The following is a 20757-nucleotide window of genomic DNA, read 5'->3' on the forward strand; positions in this document are numbered from 1 at the left end:
CCTATCGCAGGAACCCGCACGCATGCCCCACAATATCAGCCTGATCACCACCATCGCGGCCGCACTGGGCTTCGGCCTTTTGTTCGGCTATATCGCAACGCGCCTCAAGCTGCCGGCGCTTGTGGGCTATCTCGCTGCGGGCATTATCATCGGTCCCGCCACGCCGGGCTTCGTGGCCGATACGGCGTTGGCTGGTCAACTGGCCGAAATCGGCGTGATGCTGATGATGTTCGGCGTCGGCCTGCATTTTTCCCTCGACGACCTGTGGGCCGTGCGACGCGTGGCGCTGCCGGGCGCCGTGCTGCAAATCGCGGTCGCCACCGCGCTCGGCATGGCGCTGGCGCACTTCTGGGGCTGGAGCATGGGTGGTGGGCTGGTGTTCGGACTCGCCCTGTCGGTGGCCAGCACCGTGGTGCTGCTGCGGGCGCTGGAGGAGCGCGGCATCCTCGATAGCTTCAACGGCCGCATCGCGGTCGGCTGGCTGGTGGTGGAAGACCTGGTGACGGTGCTAGTGCTGGTACTGCTGCCGGCGTTGGCCGGTTCGCTGGGCGGCACGCACAGCGAAAGCCACGGCGTCACGGCCATGGGTGAAGCGAACCTGTGGACCACGCTGGCCATCACGCTGGGCCAGGTCGGCACCTTCATCGCGCTGATGCTGGTGGTCGGCCGCAAGCTGTTCCCCTGGATCTTGTGGCAGGTGGCGCGCACCGGCTCGCGCGAGCTGTTCACGCTGTGCGTGATCGCCGCCGCCGTTGGCATCGCCTACGCATCGACCCACTACTTCGGCGTCTCGTTCGCGCTGGGCGCCTTCTTCGCCGGCATGGTGCTGCGCGAATCCGAACTGGCGCACCGCGCCGCCGAGGAATCGCTGCCGCTGCGCGATGCGTTCGCGGTGCTGTTCTTCGTTTCGGTCGGCATGCTGTTCGAGCCGTCGATCCTGGTCGAGCAGCCACTCAAGCTGTTGGCGGTGGTGACCATCATCGTGGTCGGCAAATCGGTGGCGGCCTTCCTGCTGGTGCTGTTGCTGCGCTACCCGGTCAAGACCGCGCTGATGGTGTCGGCCAGCCTGGCGCAGATCGGCGAGTTCTCCTTCATCCTGGCGGCGCTGGGCCTGTCCCTGGGCCTGATGCCGGCCGAAGGACAAAGCCTGGTCTTGGCCGGCGCCATCATTTCCATCGCGCTCAACCCGGTGGTGTTCCGCATCACCAAGCCGCTGGAGCGCTGGCTGGGCAAGAACGTGGCGCTGGCGGCCAAATTCGAGCGCCCAGCCGATCCGCTGGCGGAGCTGCCGACATCGGTGCCGCAGGAGCATCTGTCGGGACAGGTGGTGCTGGTCGGCTATGGCCGCGTGGGCCGGCGCATCGCCGCGGTGCTCTCCGAGCGTGGCATCCCCTTCGTGGTGGCGGAACAGAATCGCGAACTGGTCGACCAGTTGCGCAAGGAAGGCGCGCATGCGGTGGCCGGCAACGCGGGCGAGCCGGCAGTACTGATCCAGGCGCACATCGCGCGCGCCGCGATGCTGGTGATCGCCACGCCGGACACCTTCCACGTGCGGGCCATGATCGAGACCGCCCGCGCACTCAACCCCAACATCAAGACCGTGGTCCGCACCCACAGCGACGAAGTGGCGGAACTGCTGCGCGATGAACGCGCCGGAGAGATCTTTATCGGCGAGCAGGAACTGGCGAAAGGAATGACCGAATTTGTACTGGCCAATATGTCAAAAAAAGGAAATCACCATGCTCACTAGACGCGCATTGATGCGCTGCGCCGCGGCGCTGCCGTTATCCATCATCGTCGCCGGCGCGAGCGCCTCGCCGGCACGTGTCAAGCTGGAGTTCCACAGCGCGTTCCTGATGAACCTGCACCACTTCCTGTACAACCTTGGCGTGCATCCGGAGCAGCTGGAAAAGATCAACTGGACGGCCACGCCCTCCGCCGACGAAATGGCGGCGCTGCGCAGTGCCGTCAGCTGGTATCGCGACAACTACGCCAAGCGCGACCTGCTGTTCGACGAGCAGATGACGTCCATCAAAGCCGCGCTAAGTGTGGCAGATGACCGGCGCGACACCAGCGGCCTGGCGCTGCCTGCGCAGCTGGCGGCCGCGCTGGATCGCGCCGCACCCGTCTACGCGCGCTGCATCTGGGCACGGCAGGACGCCAGCAACCAGCAATGGATGGCCGAAGCGGAGCGGCTCGACGAACGCTATGGCGCCGAGGTGCAGGAAGGCGTCGCCCGTTATCTGCAAACGCCGTTCCCGCTGACGCCCATCCGCATCGACATCGTGGTGGAGACCGGCAAGCGCCAGGGCGCCTACACCGACACGCAAACGGTGATTCCCGGCGGACGCCCCAGCTATCAAGGCCTGGCGTCGCTGGAGATGATTTATCACGAGATATCGCACATCGCCTCGACGACGAAGCTGGAGGACGCCATCGAGGCACGCCTGAAGGCCACGCAGCGCAAGCTCGATACGGACCTGTGGCATGTGGTGCAGTTCTACACCGTCGGAGCCGTGGTGAAGAATGCCCTCAAAGGCATGGAATACGAACCTTACGCAGACAAGGCTGGCCTGTTCAACGGCTACTGGTCGCCGCTGCTGCAGCCGATAGAAAACGAATGGCGCCCCTACATGAACGGCAAGCAGACCTTCGAGCAGGCAGTGGTCCGCATGGTGGACCGACTGCCCGCCGGATAAGCAGCCCTACAGGCTGACCGCCAGCTCCGCGCCTTCCTTGATGGCGCGCTTGGCGTCCAGCTCCGCGGCCAGCGCGGCGCCGCCGATCTTGTGGAAGCGCGGTGATACGGCACCCCGGCATTTGGCGTTGGCCTTGGCTTCCTCTTCCGACGGCATCAACTCGGTCAGGCTGTCCTGGCCCGCGCACACCACCACGTTATCCACCGACAGCAAACGCTGCTCGCCGGCGATGGTCACGTGCAGGCCCTGGTCGTCGATACGGTCATACTGCACGCCGGCCAGCATCACCACGCCGTTGCGCGCCAGGACCGCGCGATGCACCCAGCCCGAGGTCTTGCCCAGGCCAGCGCCCAGCTTCGACACCTTGCGCTGCAACAGGTACAGCTGGCGCACCGGCTCCGGCGCGGAGACGGTCGTCAGGCCGCCCGGCGCGTCGCCCTTCATGTCCACGCCCCATTCCTTGGCCCAGACATCCAGCGCCAGCGGCAGTGGATGCTTCGGATCGTGCAGCAGATATTCGCCGACGTCGAAACCGATGCCGCCCGCGCCGATGATGGCCACGCGCTTGCCCACCGGCGCCTTGTTCTGCAGGACGTCGATATACGACAGCACCTTCGGATGGTTGATGCCTTCGATCGGCGGACGGCGCACCTTGATGCCGGTGGCGACCACCACGTCGTCGTAGCCGTCGGCGATCAGCTGCTCACGCGTGACGCGCACGCCCAGCTTGACGGTCACGCCGGTCAGCTCCAGCTTGCGGCGGAAGTAGCGGATGGTCTCGGCGAATTCCTCCTTGCCCGGAATCTGCATGGCGATCTTGAACTGGCCGCCGACGCTGTCGCTGGAATCGAACAGGGTCACGTCATGGCCGCATTCCGCCGCCACCGTGGCCGCCGACAAACCGGCGGGGCCGGCACCGACCACCGCCACGCGGCGCTTCTTCGCGGTCGGTGCATAGACCAGCTCCGTCTCGTGGCAGGCGCGCGGGTTCACCAGGCAGCTGGCGCGCTTGTTGGAGAAGGTGTGGTCCAGGCAGGCCTGGTTGCAACCGATGCAGGTGTTGATTTCGTCGGCGCGGCCTTGCGCGGCCTTGTTGACGAAGTCCGCATCGGCCAGGAAGGGACGCGCCATCGAAATCATGTCGGCGTCGCCACGTTGCAGGATGCCTTCCGCCTCGGCCGGCATGTTGATGCGGTTGGACGCCACCACCGGTATCGTCACCTCTCGGCGCAGGCGGCCCGCCAGGCTGGCGAAGGCGCCGCGCGGCACCGAGGTGACGATGGTCGGCACGCGCGCCTCGTGCCAGCCGTAGCCGGAATTGAGGATGGTCACGCCGGCGTGCTGCAAGGCCTTGGCCACGGCCACCACGTCGTCCCAGGTGTTGCCGCCGTCGACCAGGTCGAGCAGCGAGTGGCGGTACATGATGATGAAGTCATTGCCCACTTCCGCGCGGATGCGCTTGACGATTTCCACCGGCAGCCGCATGCGGTTCTCGATGCTGCCGCCCCAGCGGTCGGTGCGCAGGTTGGTGCGCGCACACAGGAACTGGTTGAGCAGATAGCCTTCGCTGCCCATCACTTCGATGCCGTCGTAGCCGGCGTCGCGCGCCAGCCTGGCGCAGCGGGCGTAGTCGCGGATGGTCGATTCGATGCCGGCCTCGGTCAGCGCGCGCGGCTTGAACGGCGAGATCGGCGATTTTTTCTCCGACGCCGACACCACGAAGGGCTGGTAGCCATAGCGGCCCGCATGCAGGATCTGCATCAGGATCTTGCCGCCTTCTTCGTGCACCGCGCTGGTGACGCGGCGATGGTTGATCACGTCGCCCTTGAAGTTGAGCGTGCCGCCGAACGGCAGCAGCCATCCGGAGCGGTTGGGCGAGATGCCGCCGGTGACGATCAATCCAACGCCACCGCGCGCGCGTTCGCGGTAGAAGGCGGCCAGCTTGCCGTAGTTGTAGAAGCGGTCTTCAAGGCCGGTGTGCATGGAGCCCATGAGGACGCGGTTGCGCAGCGTCGTGAAGCCCAGGTCGAGTGGTGCCAGCAGGTGTGGGTATGGTGTAGTTGTCATTATGGTTGTTAGAGTCAGACGCGGGTCATGGGCGAGGATATGCCCGCATTAAAACGCAATTCTCTAGACCTGGGCTTCTAAAGTCCCGGCGCCCGCCCCTGAATTTGACCGTGGGTGCGGTAGCGCTCTTGTATTCTGCCACCCTTTCCCTTACGCTGGAAAGATGATGCGATTCCTTCTGTTTTTGATGCTAGGTGTAGCCGCCCCGGTGTTGGCGCAAGCACCTAGGCTTGAATTGCCCAAGCTGGAGGTGTCGGTCAACCGGGTCGAGTTAGATGCGCTGCATATGTACGAAGTGGACGCCACCGGCACGGTGGCGGCGCCACTGCCGAAGGTATGGCGCATCCTGACCGGCTACGAGCGCATGGCCGAATTCGTGCCCGATATGGAATCGTGCCGGGTGCTGTCGCGCAATGGCAATGAGGTCATCGTTGAACAATTCGGCGTGGCCCGCTTCCTGTTCATGTCCAAATCCATCCACCTGATCGTGCGCGCGACCGAGCAGCCGATGTCGTCGATCGACATCTCGCTGATCTCCGGCGACATGAAGCACTACGAATCGCACTGGGAATTGATACCGGTGCCCGAAACCGGCGGCACCAAGGTGGTCTACAGCGGCAAGCTGATACCGAACTTCTACGTGCCCGGCATCCTCGGCGCGAAGATGATACGCGGCGATATCGAGCGCATGATGAGCGCCGTGCTGGCGCGTCTCGACCGCCGCGAAGACCCTAAATAATCAAGCCAAATAGGTATCGCGGTCGCGCAGTTCCGCGAAGTTTTCCAGGCTGCCGATCTTCACCAGCACCGGATTGAGGCTCAGCTTCGCCTGCATGGCGCGCCAGGCGAACTGCCATTCCTGTTCCGGCGCTTCGGCGGCGGTCTTGGTGAAGGCCGCGCCCAGGGCGGCGCGGGTGCCGTATTCGATGGCGCCGTCGATGCCCGCCCAGCTAGGCAAGGTGCGCTGCACCGCGCGGTGCAGGCGCTCGCCGAATTCCTCGGTGTTGTGGATGACCAGGCAGGTGTCCGACGAGAACAGCTCGAACAGCTTGCGGTCCCACGCCTGCGAGAAGCTCAGGGTCAGGCAGCTGTTGGCCGGGGTCAGGATAAACTGGCCCTGGGTCAGCGCCAGTTCCAGGTCTTCGCGCACGCCGTAGCGGTACAGGGTCGGAGGGCGTTTGTAATCGTGCATGTTGATACTCTATTCTTTGCAAAGTTATTTGATCGTGCGCCGCACGTGGCGGTGCGAGCGCATCGCCGCCGAGGCGATGAAAATCTCGCGCAGCAGGTAGACAAAGCTGCCGATCAGGGCCAGCATCGCCACCACGAACATGCCGGCGATGTATTTATCCAGCGAGATGTTGGTGATATCGCCCAGGAACAGCATCGCAATCACCAGGCAAATCAGCAGCCCGCAAGCGGTCGACAGGGTGATCGAGGCATTGATCAGGTGCGATCGCCGGTACAGCACATCGAGTTCGTTCAGATAAACGTCGCTGTAGCCGATATCGAGCCTGTCCTCCAGTACCCGCGAACGGTCGATGATGCGCGCCAGGCGGTTGGTCAGCACCATCAGGTTGGTGCATACGCCGGTCAGCAGGAACACCGGCGCGATCGCCAGCTGGATGATGTGGCCGATATCGCCGACTTGTATATTCATGGATGCGTTGTAGCTGGAATTATCGATAGTGTATCAGCCCGGACCGGGTGTCCGCCGATTCCGGGTCGGATCAAACAAATCCGCGGCTCTTCTTGAACTGCTCGGTGGCGCCCACCAGGGCGCGCGAGATCCCCTTTTCCATCGCGCCGTGACCGGCGTCCGGCACCATGTTGAGCACCGATCCGGGCCAGGCCTGGTGCAGGCGCCAGGCCGATACCGGCGGGCAGATCACGTCGTAGCGGCCCTGCACGATCACCGCCGGCAGGTGGGCGATGCGCTCCATATTGCGCAGCAGCTGGTCCTCGCTGAAGAAGCCCAGCTTGGCCATGTAGTGCGATTCCAGCCGGCCCACGCCCAGGTCCAGCGTGTCGGACGGCGGATCTTCGGCCTGCGGCATCAGGAACACACGGCGCCCCTCGAAGCGGCTCCAGGCGCGCACCGCCGGCCAGTGGATGGAAGGATCGTCGCTCATGATGCGGTCGACGTAGGCCTGCAGCAGATTGCCGCGTTCCGCCGGCGGAATCGGCGCGACGAATTCGGCGTGCACCTCGGGATGGAACCACTGGGCGCCGTACAGGAACCAGTCCACTTCGGCCTGCGTGCACAGGAAGATGCCGCGCAGGATGAAGCCCAGGCAGCGCTCGGGATGCGCCTGGCCGTAAGCCAGCGCCAGCGTCGAGCCCCAGGAACCGCCGAACACCAGCCACTGCTCGATGCCGCACATGACGCGCAGGCGCTCGATGTCGTCCACCAGCAGCTGAGTGGTGTTGTTGCGGCACTCGCCCAGCGGCAGCGACTTGCCGGCGCCGCGCTGGTCGAACAGGATCACGCGGTACTGCTCCGGATCGAAGAAGCGGCGGTGCTGCGGCGACAGGCCGGCGCCCGGCCCGCCATGCAGGAAGACCACCGGTATGCCCTGTGGATTGCCAACCTCCTCCCAGTAAATGGTGTGCAGGTCGTCGACCGCCAGCATGCCGTGGCGCGACGGCAGAACGGGCGGGAACAGGGGCGAAGTCGGGTCGAACATGGCTATCCTTTAGGCATCGATAGCAGATTGTACGAAAAAAAAGCCAGGATCGCGAACGATCCTGGCCCGAGGCTACAACATCATGCCGCTTAGGACATGTGCTGGCCGCCGTTGATGGCGATATTGGCGCCGGTGACGAAAGCCGCTTCGTCCGACGACAGGTAGGCCACCAGGCCCGCCACTTCTTCCGGCTTGCCCAGGCGGGCCATCGGAATTTGCGGAATGATTTTGGTGTCGAGCACTTCCTGCGGGATCTCCATCACCATTTTGGTGCCGATGTAGCCCGGCGAAATGGTGTTGACGGTCACGCCCTTGCGCGCCACTTCCAGCGCCAGCGCCTTGGTGAAGCCGTGCATGCCGGCCTTGGCGGCCGAATAGTTGGTCTGGCCGAACGCGCCCTTCTGGCCGTTGACCGACGAGATATTGATGATGCGACCCCAGCCGCGTTCCACCATGCCATCGCACACCGGCTTGGTCATGTTGAACACGGAGTCCAGATTGGTGGCCATGACGGCGTCCCAATTCGGCTTGTCCATCTTCTTGAAAGTCATGTCGCGGGTGATGCCGGCGTTGTTCACCAGCACGTCGATCGGACCGATATCTTTTTCGATCGCTGCGACGCACGCCTGGGCCGAATCGTAATCGGCCACATCGCACGGGTAAGCACGGAAATTAAAGCCCTGATCGCGGGTAGTTGCGAGCCATTGCTCGACCTTCGGATTGCCAGGGGAATACGTGGTAACGACGCAATAGCCTAGTGCCGACAGTTTGAAACATACTGCCTCGCCCAGACCACCCATGCCACCGGTTACTAATGCAACTCTTGCCATTTTCGTCCCCTCTTAAATTGACACCAAAAATCATCTGACACCGCACCGGGGCCAGCCCGGCGCGGCACTGCTGCTGCGGATGCTACAAATACTGAGGATACAAATTAAGCGCGTTCGATCGCCAGCGCCACGCCCATGCCGCCGCCGATGCACAGCGAGGCCAGGCCCTTCTTGGCGTCGCGACGCACCATTTCGTGGATCAGGGTGACCAGGATGCGGGCGCCGGATGCACCGATCGGGTGACCGATGGCGATGGCGCCGCCGTTGACGTTGATCTTGCTGGTGTCCCAGCCCATTTCCTTGTTCACGGCCACGGCCTGGGCGGCGAAGGCTTCGTTGATTTCCATCAGGTCCAGGTCGTCCGGGGTCCAGCCGGCCTTTTTCAGGCACAGCTTGGTGGCCGAGACCGGGCCCATGCCCATGAAGGCAGGGTCCAGGCCGGACGAGGCGTAGGCCTTGACCTTGGCCAGCACCGGCAGGCCCAGTTCCTTGGCCTTGGTGGCGGACATCATGATGACGGCGGCGGCGCCGTCGTTCAGGCCGGAGGCGTTGCCGGCGGTGACCGAACCGTCCTTGGCGAAGGCCGGGCGCAGGCCGGACAGCGCTTCGATGGTCGAACCCGGCTTGACGTATTCATCGCTGTCGAACACGATGCTGCCCTTTTTCTGGACGATTTCCAGTGGCAGGATCTCATCCTTGAACTTGCCGGCCTTTTGCGCGGCTTCCGCCTTCAGCTGCGAGTTCAGCGCGAACTCGTCCTGCTCGGTGCGGGAAATCTCGTATTTCTTCGCGACGTTCTCGGCGGTGGTGCCCATGTGGTACTGGTTGTAGGCGTCCCACAGGCCGTCGACGATCATGGAATCGACCATCTTGAAGTCGCCCATGCGGAAGCCGTCGCGCGAACCGTTCATCACGTGCGGCGAGGCGCTCATGTTTTCCTGGCCGCCGGCAATAATGATCTCGGCATCGCCGGCCTTGATCGCTTGCGCCGCCAGGTGGGTGGCTTTCAGGCCGCTGCCGCACACGTGGTTGATGGTGAAACCAGGTATGGTATTCGGCAGGCCGGACTTGATGACGGCCTGGCGTGCCGGATTCTGGCCGACGCCGGCGGTCAGCACCTGGCCCAGGATGGCTTCGCTGATCAGGTTAGGATCGATACCGGTCTGGGCCAGCAGGCCCTTGATCACGTGTGCGCCCAATTCGGAAGCTGGCGTCTTGGCCAGGCTACCGCCGAATTTGCCGACACCAGTACGGCCTGCGGCCACGATAACTACATCATCCATTTGATTCTCCAATGCGCCGGCCGGGGCCGGCTTAGTTTAGCAACAACGCGAACTTCGATAATACGCTTCGAGCGACAGGGTCGTGCGGTGTTTCGATGGTGCGTCGCCGCGAGAACTTTCCCAGGGTATGACAGGGTTTCTCTAGCAGCATCCGTGCCAACGATCAGCAATCGTTGGGCACCCATCGTAAGCGTCGCACATGGTGGTAACTTTGACTTGCGTCAAAGCCACCGCATTCATTTTGAAGAAACAATATCAGTCTGTCACGATAATAATTTGATACCGTCCAGCGTGCTGGCGCACTGTTCGCGTATCACGTTGACGAAGTCGAGCACGTAGGCCTTGTGCTTCTGCGCCTCCGGCACCGACACGAACAAATCGCTCCACAAGCCCTGCTCGCCGATCGGCTTGGCGATCACGTAGTCGTAGTCGACGTAGTTCTTGATCGCCCAGTTCGGCAGCGCGGCGATGCCGCGGCGGCTGGCCACCAGTTGCAGCACCGCCACCGTCAGTTCGGCGGTGCGGCGTTCGAAATGGATATGGGCCGGTTGCAGCACTTCGCGGATCAGGTCGATGCGGCTTTCCGGCACCGGGTAGGTGATCAGCGTTTCGCCTTCAAAATCAGCCGCTTGCAGGCGGCGCTGGGCCGCCAGCCGGTGCTTCTGCGCCATCACCACCAGGATTTCAAAGCGGAACAGCGGGAAGGTGGCGAAGTCGGGGCCGTAGGGCGAACCGATCACCAGGTCGGCGGCGCCGCTGCGCAGCAGCTCGGCCGGCTCGCTGTGGAAGCCCGACACCAGGTCGATTTCCACTTCCGGCCAGCGTTTGCGGAATTCATCCATCACCGGCATCAGCCAGTCGAAACAGGTGTGGCACTCCAACACCACGCGCAACTGGCCGGTATCGCCCTGGGTCAGGCGCGCCACTTCGCGCTCGGCCGCCTCGATTTCCGGCAGCAGCAGATCGGCCAGCTTGAGCAGCCGGGCGCCGGTGGCGGTAAACCCGATCGGCACGGATTTTCGCTCAAAAAGCGGCCCACCGTAGCGATCTTCCAGCAACTTGATTTGATGCGACAGGGCCGACTGCGTCAAATTCAGCAGTTGCGCAGCACGAACCAGGCTGCCGGCGGAACGGAGGGCACTCAGGGTGCGCAGGTGGCGTATCTCTAGCATGGTCTATTAAAATTTTTCATGTGAAGCCGCAAAATCTTTCGTTTTGATTATAGACCGGATTGCCGCACACTTTATATCACCAATATTAAATGCGGATGACATCAAAATGACAACATCGAATAAAGCCATACAAAGCCACGTTCCGGGCTTTCCACGCATCGGCGCGGCGCGCGAACTGAAGTTCGCGCTGGAGGCCAACTGGCGCGGCGAACTGCCGGACGCCGAACTGGAAACCGTCGGCCGCGAACTGCGCGCCCGCCATTGGGGCCTGCAGCAGCAGGCCGGGCTGGACTTCGTCACCGTCGGCGATTTCGCCTTCTACGACCAGGTCGCCAACCACATCCAGCTGCTGGGCTGCGAACCGGCCCGCTACGGCTTCAGCGCCGATCAGTCGCAATTGAGCCGCTATTTCGCCATGGCGCGCGGCAATGGCGCCAAGGTCGAGCCGGCCGCCTGCGGCCACGTCCATGCGCATGACGACGGCCAGGCGCACGCCTCGGCCGCGCTGGAAATGACCAAATGGTTCGACACCAACTACCACTACCTAGTGCCGGAGTTCACGCCCGAAACCGCGTTCTCGCTGGCCTGCGAACGCCTGTTCGACGAAGTCAACGAAGCGCTGGCGCTGGGTCATGCGGTCAAGGCCGTGCTGCTGGGACCGTTGAGCTTCCTGTGGCTGGGCAAGGAAAAAACGGCGACCGCCGGCGAGGCGGGATTTACCCGCCTCGCCCTGCTGGATCAGCTGCTGCCGGTCTACGGCCAGGTGCTGGACCGCCTGAAGGCGCTGGGCGTGCAATGGGTGCAGATCGACGAGCCCATCCTCGGCCTCGACCTGCCGGCGCCGTGGCGCAGCGCGTTTGAAAACAGCTACTGGCAGCTGAACCAGGTCGGCGTGCCGCTGCTGCTAGCCACCTATTTCTCGCCGCTGGAGGAAAACCTCAGCCTGGCCTGCCGCCTGCCGGTGGCCGGCCTGCACGTGGACGGCGTGCGCGCGCCGCAGGAACTGACCAGCATCGCCGACTGGCTGCCGGTGCACAAGGTGCTGTCGGTCGGCATCGTCGACGGCCGCAACATCTGGCGCACCGACCTGGACGCGGCGCTGGCCACGCTGGCGCCGATCATGGAAAAGCGCGGCGGCAAGCTGTGGCTGTCGTCCTCGTGCTCGCTGCTGCACGTGCCGTTCACGCTGGCGGCGGAAAGCGCGCTCGATCCTGAAATCCGCTCATGGCTGGCCTTCGCCACTGAAAAGCTGGACGAGCTGTACGTATTGAAACAAGCGCTGCAGGGAGAATACGACGCCGCCACCGCCGACGCGCTCGACGTCTCGCGCGTCGCCATCGCCAGCCGCCGCGCCAGCCCGCGCGTGCACCAGGACGCCGTGCGTGAGCGCATCGCCGCGCTGCCGGTCGAGGCCGACCAGCGCCGTTCACCGTTCGCCCAGCGGCAGGCCGAGCAGCGCGCCCGCTTCAAGCTGCCGGCCTTCCCGACCACCACCATCGGCTCGTTCCCGCAGACGGACAACATCCGCGCCGCCCGCGCCGGCTTCAAGCGCGGCGAACTGAGCGCAGCCAGCTACAACGCCAAGATGCGCGATGAAATCGCCTACGCCGTGCGCCGCCAGGAAGACCTGGGCCTGGACGTGCTGGTCCACGGCGAAGCCGAACGCAACGACATGGTCGAATATTTCGGCGAGCAGCTGCAAGGCTTCGTTTTCACGCAGCTGGGCTGGGTGCAATCGTACGGCTCGCGCTGCGTCAAGCCGCCCGTCATCTTCGGCGACGTCAGCCGTCCGAAGGCGATGACGGTGGACTGGACCGTGCACGCGCAAAGCCTGACCGGCAAGCCGATGAAGGGTATGCTGACCGGCCCGATCACGGTTTTGCAATGGTCCTTCGTGCGCGATGACCAGCCGCGCGCGCTCACCGCGCTGCAGATCGCGCTGGCGATCCGCGACGAGGTGGCCGACCTGGAGCAGGCCGGCATCGGCATCATCCAGATCGACGAGCCGGCCGTGCGCGAGGGCTTGCCGCTGCGCCGCAGCCGTTGGGACGCCTACCTGGACTGGGCCACCCGCGCCTTCCGCGTGTCGGCCAGCGCGGCGGCCGACGGCACGCAGATCCACACCCATATGTGCTACGCCGAGTTCAACGACATCCTGCCGCAGATCGCCGCCATGGACGCCGACGTCATCACCATCGAGACCAGCCGCTCGGACATGGAGCTGCTGAACGGCTTCGGCCAGTTCCGCTATCCGAACGAGATCGGTCCCGGCGTGTATGACATCCACTCGCCGCGCGTGCCGGGCCAGGCCGAGATGGTGCGGCTGCTGCGGAAGGCCAGCGCGGTGATCCCGCCGGACCATCTGTGGGTCAACCCGGATTGCGGACTGAAAACCCGTGGCTGGGCGGAAACCGAAACCGCGCTGCGCAACATGGTGGCCGCCGCCCGCCAGCTGCGCGCCGAACACGCGATCTACTAAGCCACTACCAAGCAACACCGTGGCGGCGGCCTGCCGGGCCGCCGCCATCCCGCATTTTTACTGGCCCAGTACGGTGCCAGCCCTCCCCATCCGCCGTTTTCCACAGTAAAATGCTGGTGCCTGCGCATGCGCGCGAGGTTAACCCTCTATTACTGTCGCCCATGTCCAAGAGCCTGTTTCAAAAGCCCATAGAAATCAAGATCTCCACCGTAGTCGCAGTCTCCGCCATCCTGTCCACGGCGGACCGCCTGGCCCTCGACGCCGCGCTGGCCGAAATGACCGGCGGCACCACCGACTTCTTCGAAGACGACCTGACCGTGATCGACGTCGCCGCGCTGCCGGCCGGCTGCGAGCCGGTCGACTGGGCCGGCATCATCGCCCTGCTGAAGAAATACCGCTTGAATCCAGTCGCCGTGCGCAACGCGACGCCGGCCATGGCCGCCGAGATCGCCGCCCACGGCCTGAGCGTGGAAACCGCCTCCAAGCCGCGCGAAGAGCAGGCGGACACGCCTGCGCCGGCGCCGGTCAAGGCCGCCCCGGCGGCAGCGCCGGCCGCCGCCGCAACCGCCGACGCCGCCCCCGCCAAGGCCGGCGTGATGATCATCGACACCCCGGTGCGGGCCGGCCAGCGCATCTACGCGCGCGGCTGCGACCTGATCATCACCGCCGTGGTCAACAACGGCGCCGAGATCATCGCCGACGGCAGCATCCACGTGTACGCCACGCTGAACGGCCGCGCGCTGGCGGGCGCTTCCGGCAATGCCGAGGCGCGCATCTTTGCCATGAATATGTCGCCGGAGTTGGTCTCCATTGCCGGCGTTTACCGCACTTTTGAAGACGGTTTCCCGGCCGAATATGCACGTTCTCCTGCGCAAATTCGCTTGGTCGGCGACCGAATCGATATACTATCTGTCAATTCTGCAAACCGCGCTTGAGTAGCAACTCTCTGAAAAGGATTTTTTTGTGGCGAGAATTATTGTTGTAACGTCCGGTAAGGGCGGTGTCGGTAAGACGACTTCCAGCGCCAGCTTCTCCACCGGGCTGGCCATGCGCGGCCATAAAACCGCGGTGATCGACTTCGACGTCGGCCTGCGCAACCTCGACCTGATCATGGGCTGCGAACGCCGCGTGGTGTACGACCTGATCAATGTGATCAACAAAGAGGCGTCGCTGACCCAGGCGCTGATCAAGGACAAGCACTGCGACAACCTGTTCATCCTGCCGGCGTCGCAGACGCGCGACAAGGATGCGCTGTCGGAAGACGGCGTGGAAATCGTGCTGCACGAGCTGATCAACATGGGCTTCGAGTTCATCATCTGCGATTCGCCGGCCGGCATCGAGCACGGCGCGCTGATGGCGCTGACCTTCGCCGACGAAGCGATCATCGTCACCAATCCGGAAGTGTCGTCGGTGCGCGATTCGGACCGCATCCTCGGCATCATCCAGGCCAAGTCGCGCCGCGCGCAGACCGGCGGCGAGCCCGTCAAAGAGCATCTGCTGATCACCCGCTACTCGCCGAAACGCGTGGAAGCGGACGAAATGCTGTCGTACGAAGATGTGCAGGAAATCCTGCGCATTCCACTGATCGGCATCATTCCGGAATCGGAATCGGTGCTGCACGCGTCGAACCAGGGTAACCCGGCGATTCACTTCAAGGGCACCGATGTTGCGGAAGCCTACGAAGATGTGGTGTCGCGCTTCCTCGGCCAGGAATTGCCGTTGCGCTTCACTAACTACGAGAAGCCTGGCCTGCTGCAGCGTATTTTCGGGAGCAAGTAATCATGGCCCTGCTTTCATTCCTGTTCCCGCAAAAACCGAAAACCGCCACCGCGGCCAAGGAGCGGTTGCAGATCATCATCGCGCGCGAGCGCAATGGCCGCAGCGGTCCGGACTTCCTGCCGGCGCTGCACAAGGAGCTGATCGAGGTGATCTCGAAGTACACCAAGGTCAACGCCGACGACATCAAGATCTCGCTGGACCGCCAGGGCAACCTGGAGGTGCTGGACGTGAACGTGGTGCTGCCGGACGCTTAAGCACGCCAGCGCGTTACAGCGGCCGGGCGATCCCGGCCGTCACCAGTTCCTGCGCCACCTTGGCGCAGGCATCCACATGCTGGTAGCCGATCCGGCTGAAGGCCACGAAGCCGATGCCGGCCGAGACCAGCTGTCCGGCCAGCGGCACCAGCTTGCCGGCCTGGCGCGCCACCGACTTCAGGCCGCTGCGCCGCAGCAGCTGCAACACCACTTCCCGCGTCACCAGTTTCCCCACCAGCATGCCGCCGACGCCGATCGCGGCCTCGTAGGCGATCAGCCGGAACTTCGGCTGCATGCGCTCGATCTGCTGCGCCGTCAGGCCGAACTCCTGGTTGATGTCGTCGATCAGCAGCGCGAACAGGCGCAGGTCGGACACCACGTCCAGCCCCGGTATCGGCACCGCCGCCACGCCGGCCGAGACCATCGCGCGCCGCCGCACCAGCCTGCGGCAACGCTCGCGCACGGCCTCGATATCGCGCTCGGTGCCCGGCACCAGCGTCCAATTTGTGTCTTTTTTCAGTCCCATGCGTGCTCCTTGCGGTCCACTGACTTTCTTTCCTTTTTTCAACTTCTTCATTGAGTTCGGCGTTTTTCCAGTGTACCGTGTAATGGTTGTGCAGGGTCACACGGTGGATTATCGGGTTGTCGTCAAGGAAATATTAGTGCATTAAGAAAAATAATTAGCTATTTTGCTAACTTTTTTTGTAAATCTCTGTTATATTTGTAGTGACTTCTCCTTAACATAATTTCCTACAGGCAGCAGTATGAGAATCGCCGTACTTGACAACGACCGCAGCCAAGCCGAACTGATTTGCCAGGTGCTGACCTCGGCAGGCCATGTCTGCCACAGCTTCCAGACCGCCAAGGACGTGCTGGCGCAATTGCGCAAGGACAGCTATGACATGTTGATTCTCGACTGGCAAGTAGTCGATCTCAGCGGGGCGGAAGTGCTGCGCCGCGCCCGCGAAAAACTGCCCGACAGCGCCCCGGTCCTGTTCCTGACCACCAGCTCGGGCGAGGACGACATCGTCGCCGGCCTGGCCGCCGGCGCCGACGATTACATGATCAAACCGCTGCGCCGCAGCGAAATGGTGGCCCGGGTGCAAGCTTTGCTGCGCCGCTCCTACCCGGCGCAAAATGGCGCCGAACAATTACAATTCGGTCAGTATGTGTTCGAGACCCGTCCCGGCCGTTTGTTGATGGATGGCATCGTTTTGGACGTCACCCACAAGGAGTTCTACCTGGCCCTGTTATTTTTCCGCAACATCGGACGGCCGCTGTCGCGCGCCTACATCCACGAGGCGGTGTGGATACGCGAGACCGCCGTGCCGTCGCGCACCATGGACACCCATGTATCCCGCGTCCGCAATAAATTGCAGTTAAAGCCAGAAAACGGCTACCGCCTGGTGCCGGTCTACAGCTACGGCTACCGCCTGGAAAAACTGGGCGCCTGATCGGACCTCTGATATGGCCGGTATGCTGCCTGAGATATAGGCAGCCACAGGCAACCTACGGGTACAACACGGTATAATGTCCGAACACTCAACGCACGGACCCGAAATGCAGCTGCTTGCCGTCGGCCTCAACCACAATACCGCCCCCGTCTCGCTGCGCGAGCAGCTGGCGTTCGCCCCGGAACAACTGGGGCAGGCGGTGGTGGCGGCGCGTTCCTGGTTCGAGCGCATCGACCATCGCGGCAGCGACGAGGCGGCCATCCTGTCGACCTGCAACCGCACCGAGCTGTACGCGGCCAGCCGGGTGCCCGATTCGCTCGACGCCGGCGCCCACTTCCTGGCCGATTTCCACAAGCTGAACTACGCCGAACTGCGCCCGCACCTGTACCTGCTGCCGCAGCACGACGCCGTGCGCCACACCTTCCGCGTCGCCTCCGGGCTCGATTCGATGGTGCTGGGCGAGACGCAAATCCTCGGCCAGATCAAGGACGCGATCCGCACCGCCGACGAGGCGGGCGGCCTGGGCACCTATCTGCACCAGCTGTTCCAGCGCTCGTTCTCGGTCGCCAAGGAAGTGCGCAGCACCACCGAGATCGGCGCCCACAGCGTGTCGATGGCGGCCGCCGCCGTGCGGCTGTCGCAGCGCATCTTCGACAAGATCTTTGATACGAACGTGCTGTTCATCGGCGCCGGCGAGATGATCGAGCTGTGCGCCACCCACTTCGCGGCGCAGAATCCGAAAAGCATCACCATCGCCAACCGCACGCTGGACCGCGGCGAGATCCTGGCGCACCGCTTCGGCGGCCGCGCCATCCGCCTGGCCGAGCTGCAGGACAAGCTGCACCAGTACGACATCGTCATCTCCTGCACCGCCTCGTCGCTGCCGCTGATCGGCCTGGGCATGGTGGAGCGCGCCATCAAGGCCCGTCGCCACAAGCCGATGTTCATGGTCGACCTGGCCGTGCCGCGCGATATCGAAACCGAAGTGGGCCGCCTCAACGACGTCTTCCTGTACACCGTGGACGACCTCGGCAAAGTGGTCCAGACCGGCATGGAAAACCGCCAGGCCGCCGTGGCGCAGGCCGAAGCGATCATCGAAACCCGCGTGCAATCGTTCATGCACTGGATCGACGACCGCGCCGTGGTGCCCATCATCCAGAGCCTGCAGGAAAACGGCGAAGCGCTGCGCCAGCTGGAACTGGAACGCGCCCGCAAGATGCTGGCCAAGGGCGAAGACATCGACGCCGTGCTGGAAGCCCTGTCCAAGGGCCTGACCGCGAAATTCATGCACGGACCGCAGCAGGCGCTGCACCGCGCGCAGGGCGAGGAACGCGCCCACCTGGCCGAGCTGCTGCCGCAGCTGTTCCGCGGCCGTCGTTAGCGCCACTGCCCGACCCCGCGCCGCGCGCGCCACGCCGCCGCGCACTCCCCGCCGCCACCGCGGCATCTGCTCCAACTCCTTTACCGAATACGCTATGAAACCATCCATGCTGGGCAAGCTCGATCAATTGGCAAACCGCCTGGTCGAACTCGATGAATTGCTGATGAGCGAAGGCGCGACCAGTAATATGGACGCCTACCGCAAGATGACCCGCGAGCACGCCGAACTGGGCCCACTGGTGGCGCTGTACAAGTCCTACCAGGAAGCCGTGGGCGACCAGGCCGCCGCGCAGGAGATGCTGGCCGATCCGGAGATGAAGGACTTCGCGCAGGACGAGATCGAGGCGGCCAAGACCCGCCTGGCGGAGCTGGAACTGGAGCTGCAGAAGATGCTGCTGCCGAAGGACGCCAACGACGAGCGCAACATCTTCCTGGAGATCCGCGCCGGCACCGGCGGCGACGAGTCGGCGCTGTTCGCCGGCGACCTGCTGCGCATGTACACCCGCTTCGCCGAGCGCAATCGCTGGCAGGTGGAAGTGGTGTCGGAATCGGCGTCGGACCTGGGCGGCTACCGCGAGGTGATCGTGCGCCTGATCGGCAACAGCGTCTACTCCAAGCTCAAGTTCGAATCCGGCGGCCACCGCGTGCAGCGCGTGCCGGCCACCGAAACCCAGGGCCGCATCCACACCTCGGCCTGCACGGTGGCGGTGATGCCGGAGGCGGACGAGGTGGAGGACGTCAACATCAACCCGGCCGAGCTGCGCATCGACACCTACCGCGCGTCCGGCGCCGGCGGCCAGCACATCAACAAGACCGATTCGGCCGTGCGCATCACCCACCTGCCGACCGGCATCGTGGTCGAGTGCCAGGACGACCGTTCGCAGCACAAGAACAAGGCGCAGGCGATGAAGGTGCTGGCGGCACGCATCAAGGACGTGCAGCTGCGCGAGCAGCAGTCGAAGGAGGCGGCCACCCGCAAGAGCCTGATCGGCTCGGGCGACCGTAGCGAACGCATCCGCACCTACAACTTCCCGCAGGGCCGCATGACGGACCACCGCATCAACCTGACCTTGTACAAGCTGGACTTCATCATGGACGGCGATCTGACCGAGCTGACCAATGCGCTGGCCGCCGAACACCAGGCCGAGCTGCTGGCGGCGCTGGGCGATTAACCCGCAAGCCGGGGGTCGGACCCCGGACGGGGTCCGACCCCATTCGCGGTGGGGTTGAATTTAATAGCTTGCTAAGGCTGACACAACAACTTTGTGCGAGAATTGCGCGCTACTTCCCTCGAATCGGATCACCCCATGCTACATACGCGCTCCCTGCTGCTGTCCATCGCCATCGCTTGCTTCGGCCTGATCGGCGTCGCCCTGTATTTGCAGATCGGCCTGGACATGCTGCCGTGCCCGCTGTGCGTGATCCAGCGCTACCTGTTCATCGCCATCGGCCTCTGCTGCCTGGCCGGCGCCTACACCAAGCCCAGGCTGGGCGCCGGCCTCGCGCTGATGGCCGCGCTGGGCGGCCTGTACACCGCCGGCAAGCACCTGTACATCCTGGCCCATCCCGGCCTGTCGTGCGGCATCGATCCGATGGAGACCTTCCTCAACAAGATCCCCACCGCGACCTACCTGCCCTTCCTGTTCCACGCCGACGGCCTGTGCGAAGACGCGCTGGCGCCGTGGTTCGGCCTGTCGATTCCACAGTGGTCCTTCCTCGGCTTCGGCCTGTGCACGCTGGGCCTGGCCTGGCTGCTGATCCGCCGCGCACGTTGATGATCTCGGACCTCGGCGCCATCACCGCGGGCGTCACCATCGGCGCGCTGCAAGTGCAGTCCCTGCTGGACCCGCTGGACAACCGCGTGCTGCTGTGCCACGCGCTGGGCCTGTCGCGCGTGAGCCTGATCACCCAGTCCGAGCGCGCGCTCGACGCCGAACAGGCCGCGCGTTTCGCCGCGCTGGTGCAGCGCCGCGCGGCCGGCGAACCGGTCGCCTACATCGTCGGCCAGCGCGAATTCTTCGGCCTGCCGTTTGAAGTCAACGGCGCCGTGCTGATCCCCCGTCCCGACACCGAACTGCTGGTCGAACTGACCCTGGACCGCCTGCCGCCGCAAGGCCGCGTGCTGGACATGGGCACCGGCAGCGGCGCCATCGCCGTGGCGCTGGCCCACACCCGGCGCGACGCCGCCGTCACCGCGCTCGACGTCAGCCCGGAAGCGCTGGCCGTGGCGCGCCGCAACGCCGCCGCCAACAACGCCCACGTCAATTTCCTGCAGAGCGACTGGTACGCGGCGCTGCAAGGCCAGCCGCCGTTCGACGTCATCGCCTCCAACCCGCCCTACATCGCCAGCGGCGACCGCCACCTGTCCGAAGGCGACCTGCGCTATGAGCCATTCGGCGCACTGACCGACCACGCCGACGGCCTGTCGGCGCTGCGCATCATCGTCGCCGGCGCCGCCGCCCATCTGAAGCCGCAGGGCTGGCTGCTGATGGAGCACGGCTACGACCAGGCCGCCGCCGTGCGCCAGTTGTTGACCGAGCAAGCTTACACCGAGGTGCAAAGCTGGGCCGACCTGGCCGGCATCGAGCGCGTCACCGGCGCGCGGGCGCACTGACGGCCGCATCCGCACGCAATATTCTGGCTTTCGGCCACGTCTCCAAGTATTTGATAAAC

The 20757-nt window shown here is 64.3% G+C and carries 20 protein-coding genes; 12 read left to right on the forward strand and 8 right to left on the reverse strand.

Features of this window, described 5'->3' with window-relative positions; all coding sequences use genetic code 11:
• Positions 1–22: 22 nt before the first annotated feature.
• Together KVP70_RS06555 and KVP70_RS06560 are read left to right on the forward strand one after the other, a co-directional pair.
• Positions 23–1750: a cation:proton antiporter domain-containing protein gene (locus KVP70_RS06555; protein WP_217941356.1), complete on the forward strand. Its 1728-nt coding sequence runs from the start codon at positions 23–25 to the stop codon at positions 1748–1750.
• Positions 1740–2699 (forward strand): hypothetical protein, encoded by a 960-nt coding sequence (locus KVP70_RS06560; protein WP_217941357.1) that lies wholly within the window; start codon positions 1740–1742, stop codon positions 2697–2699. The genes KVP70_RS06555 and KVP70_RS06560 overlap by 11 nt, the downstream gene beginning before the upstream one ends.
• A 6-nt stretch (positions 2700–2705) precedes the next feature.
• Here the strand turns inward: KVP70_RS06560 and KVP70_RS06565 are convergent, their stop codons facing one another.
• Entirely contained in the window at positions 2706–4766 is a 2061-nt protein-coding gene (locus KVP70_RS06565; RefSeq protein ID WP_217941358.1) for an NADPH-dependent 2,4-dienoyl-CoA reductase, read from the reverse strand.
• 166 nt (positions 4767–4932) lie between these two features.
• On the opposite strand from KVP70_RS06565, the gene KVP70_RS06570 reads away from it, so the two are divergent.
• Positions 4933–5505, forward strand: a complete 573-nt coding sequence (locus KVP70_RS06570) for an SRPBCC family protein (protein WP_229224653.1) — start codon at positions 4933–4935, stop codon at positions 5503–5505.
• On the opposite strand, the gene KVP70_RS06575 is transcribed toward KVP70_RS06570, so the two are convergent.
• From KVP70_RS06575 to KVP70_RS06600, 6 genes are all read right to left on the reverse strand, one after another.
• Positions 5506–5958, reverse strand: coding sequence for a hypothetical protein (locus KVP70_RS06575; RefSeq protein WP_217941359.1), 453 nt, complete (start codon positions 5956–5958; stop codon positions 5506–5508).
• Between the two features lie 24 nt (positions 5959–5982).
• On the reverse strand, positions 5983–6426 hold the full coding sequence (locus tag KVP70_RS06580; RefSeq protein WP_217941360.1) for a DUF2721 domain-containing protein: 444 nt from the start codon (positions 6424–6426) through the stop codon (positions 5983–5985).
• 70 nt (positions 6427–6496) lie between these two features.
• Positions 6497–7453 carry a prolyl aminopeptidase gene (gene pip, locus KVP70_RS06585; RefSeq protein WP_217941361.1) on the reverse strand — a complete coding sequence of 319 codons (957 nt, stop codon included), beginning with the start codon at positions 7451–7453 and terminating at the stop codon, positions 6497–6499.
• Between the two features lie 89 nt (positions 7454–7542).
• Positions 7543–8283 (reverse strand): acetoacetyl-CoA reductase, encoded by a 741-nt coding sequence (phbB, locus tag KVP70_RS06590; protein ID WP_008443632.1) that lies wholly within the window; start codon positions 8281–8283, stop codon positions 7543–7545.
• Between the two features lie 104 nt (positions 8284–8387).
• Complete coding sequence (locus KVP70_RS06595; RefSeq protein ID WP_217941362.1) at positions 8388–9566, reverse strand: acetyl-CoA C-acetyltransferase; 1179 nt, start codon at positions 9564–9566, stop codon at positions 8388–8390.
• A gap of 263 nt (positions 9567–9829) precedes the next feature.
• On the reverse strand, positions 9830–10738 hold the full coding sequence (locus KVP70_RS06600) for a LysR family transcriptional regulator (protein ID WP_217941363.1): 909 nt from the start codon (positions 10736–10738) through the stop codon (positions 9830–9832).
• Positions 10739–10844: 106 nt separating this feature from the next.
• Here KVP70_RS06600 and metE point away from each other — a divergent pair, with 106 nt between their 5' ends.
• The 4 genes from metE to minE all read left to right on the forward strand — a co-directional run bounded on the left by metE (position 10845) and on the right by minE (position 15250).
• Positions 10845–13217 (forward strand): 5-methyltetrahydropteroyltriglutamate--homocysteine S-methyltransferase, encoded by a 2373-nt coding sequence (gene metE / locus KVP70_RS06605; protein ID WP_217941364.1) that lies wholly within the window; start codon positions 10845–10847, stop codon positions 13215–13217.
• Positions 13218–13378: 161 nt separating this feature from the next.
• Complete coding sequence (gene minC, locus KVP70_RS06610) at positions 13379–14152, forward strand: septum site-determining protein MinC (RefSeq protein ID WP_217941365.1); 774 nt, start codon at positions 13379–13381, stop codon at positions 14150–14152.
• A gap of 28 nt (positions 14153–14180) precedes the next feature.
• Entirely contained in the window at positions 14181–14996 is an 816-nt protein-coding gene (gene minD, locus KVP70_RS06615; protein ID WP_217941366.1) for a septum site-determining protein MinD, read from the forward strand.
• A gap of 2 nt (positions 14997–14998) precedes the next feature.
• The gene (gene minE / locus KVP70_RS06620) at positions 14999–15250 is read left to right on the forward strand and encodes a cell division topological specificity factor MinE (protein WP_008443622.1); all 252 of its coding nucleotides are present in this window, start codon (positions 14999–15001) and stop codon (positions 15248–15250) included.
• Positions 15251–15263: 13 nt separating this feature from the next.
• Here the strand turns inward: minE and KVP70_RS06625 are convergent, their stop codons facing one another.
• Positions 15264–15776 carry a hypothetical protein gene (locus KVP70_RS06625; protein ID WP_217941367.1) on the reverse strand — a complete coding sequence of 171 codons (513 nt, stop codon included), beginning with the start codon at positions 15774–15776 and terminating at the stop codon, positions 15264–15266.
• Positions 15777–16014: 238 nt separating this feature from the next.
• On the opposite strand from KVP70_RS06625, the gene KVP70_RS06630 reads away from it, so the two are divergent.
• The 5 genes from KVP70_RS06630 (at position 16015) to prmC (ending at position 20698) form a co-directional block, all read left to right on the forward strand.
• The gene (locus tag KVP70_RS06630) at positions 16015–16704 is read left to right on the forward strand and encodes a response regulator transcription factor (RefSeq protein WP_217941368.1); all 690 of its coding nucleotides are present in this window, start codon (positions 16015–16017) and stop codon (positions 16702–16704) included.
• Positions 16705–16810: 106 nt separating this feature from the next.
• The gene (gene hemA / locus KVP70_RS06635) at positions 16811–18085 is read left to right on the forward strand and encodes a glutamyl-tRNA reductase (protein ID WP_217941369.1); all 1275 of its coding nucleotides are present in this window, start codon (positions 16811–16813) and stop codon (positions 18083–18085) included.
• A 94-nt stretch (positions 18086–18179) separates the two neighbouring features.
• The gene (prfA, locus tag KVP70_RS06640) at positions 18180–19256 is read left to right on the forward strand and encodes a peptide chain release factor 1 (protein ID WP_217941370.1); all 1077 of its coding nucleotides are present in this window, start codon (positions 18180–18182) and stop codon (positions 19254–19256) included.
• A gap of 135 nt (positions 19257–19391) precedes the next feature.
• Positions 19392–19859 (forward strand): disulfide bond formation protein B, encoded by a 468-nt coding sequence (locus KVP70_RS06645; RefSeq protein WP_217941371.1) that lies wholly within the window; start codon positions 19392–19394, stop codon positions 19857–19859.
• Complete coding sequence (gene prmC, locus KVP70_RS06650; protein ID WP_217941372.1) at positions 19859–20698, forward strand: peptide chain release factor N(5)-glutamine methyltransferase; 840 nt, start codon at positions 19859–19861, stop codon at positions 20696–20698. Before KVP70_RS06645 ends, prmC begins: the two co-directional genes overlap by 1 nt.
• The last annotated feature ends 59 nt before the right edge of the window (positions 20699–20757 follow it).

This window comes from Duganella violaceipulchra, assembly GCF_019166075.1.
Classification (GTDB): Bacteria; Pseudomonadota; Gammaproteobacteria; order Burkholderiales; family Burkholderiaceae_D; genus Rugamonas; species Rugamonas violaceipulchra.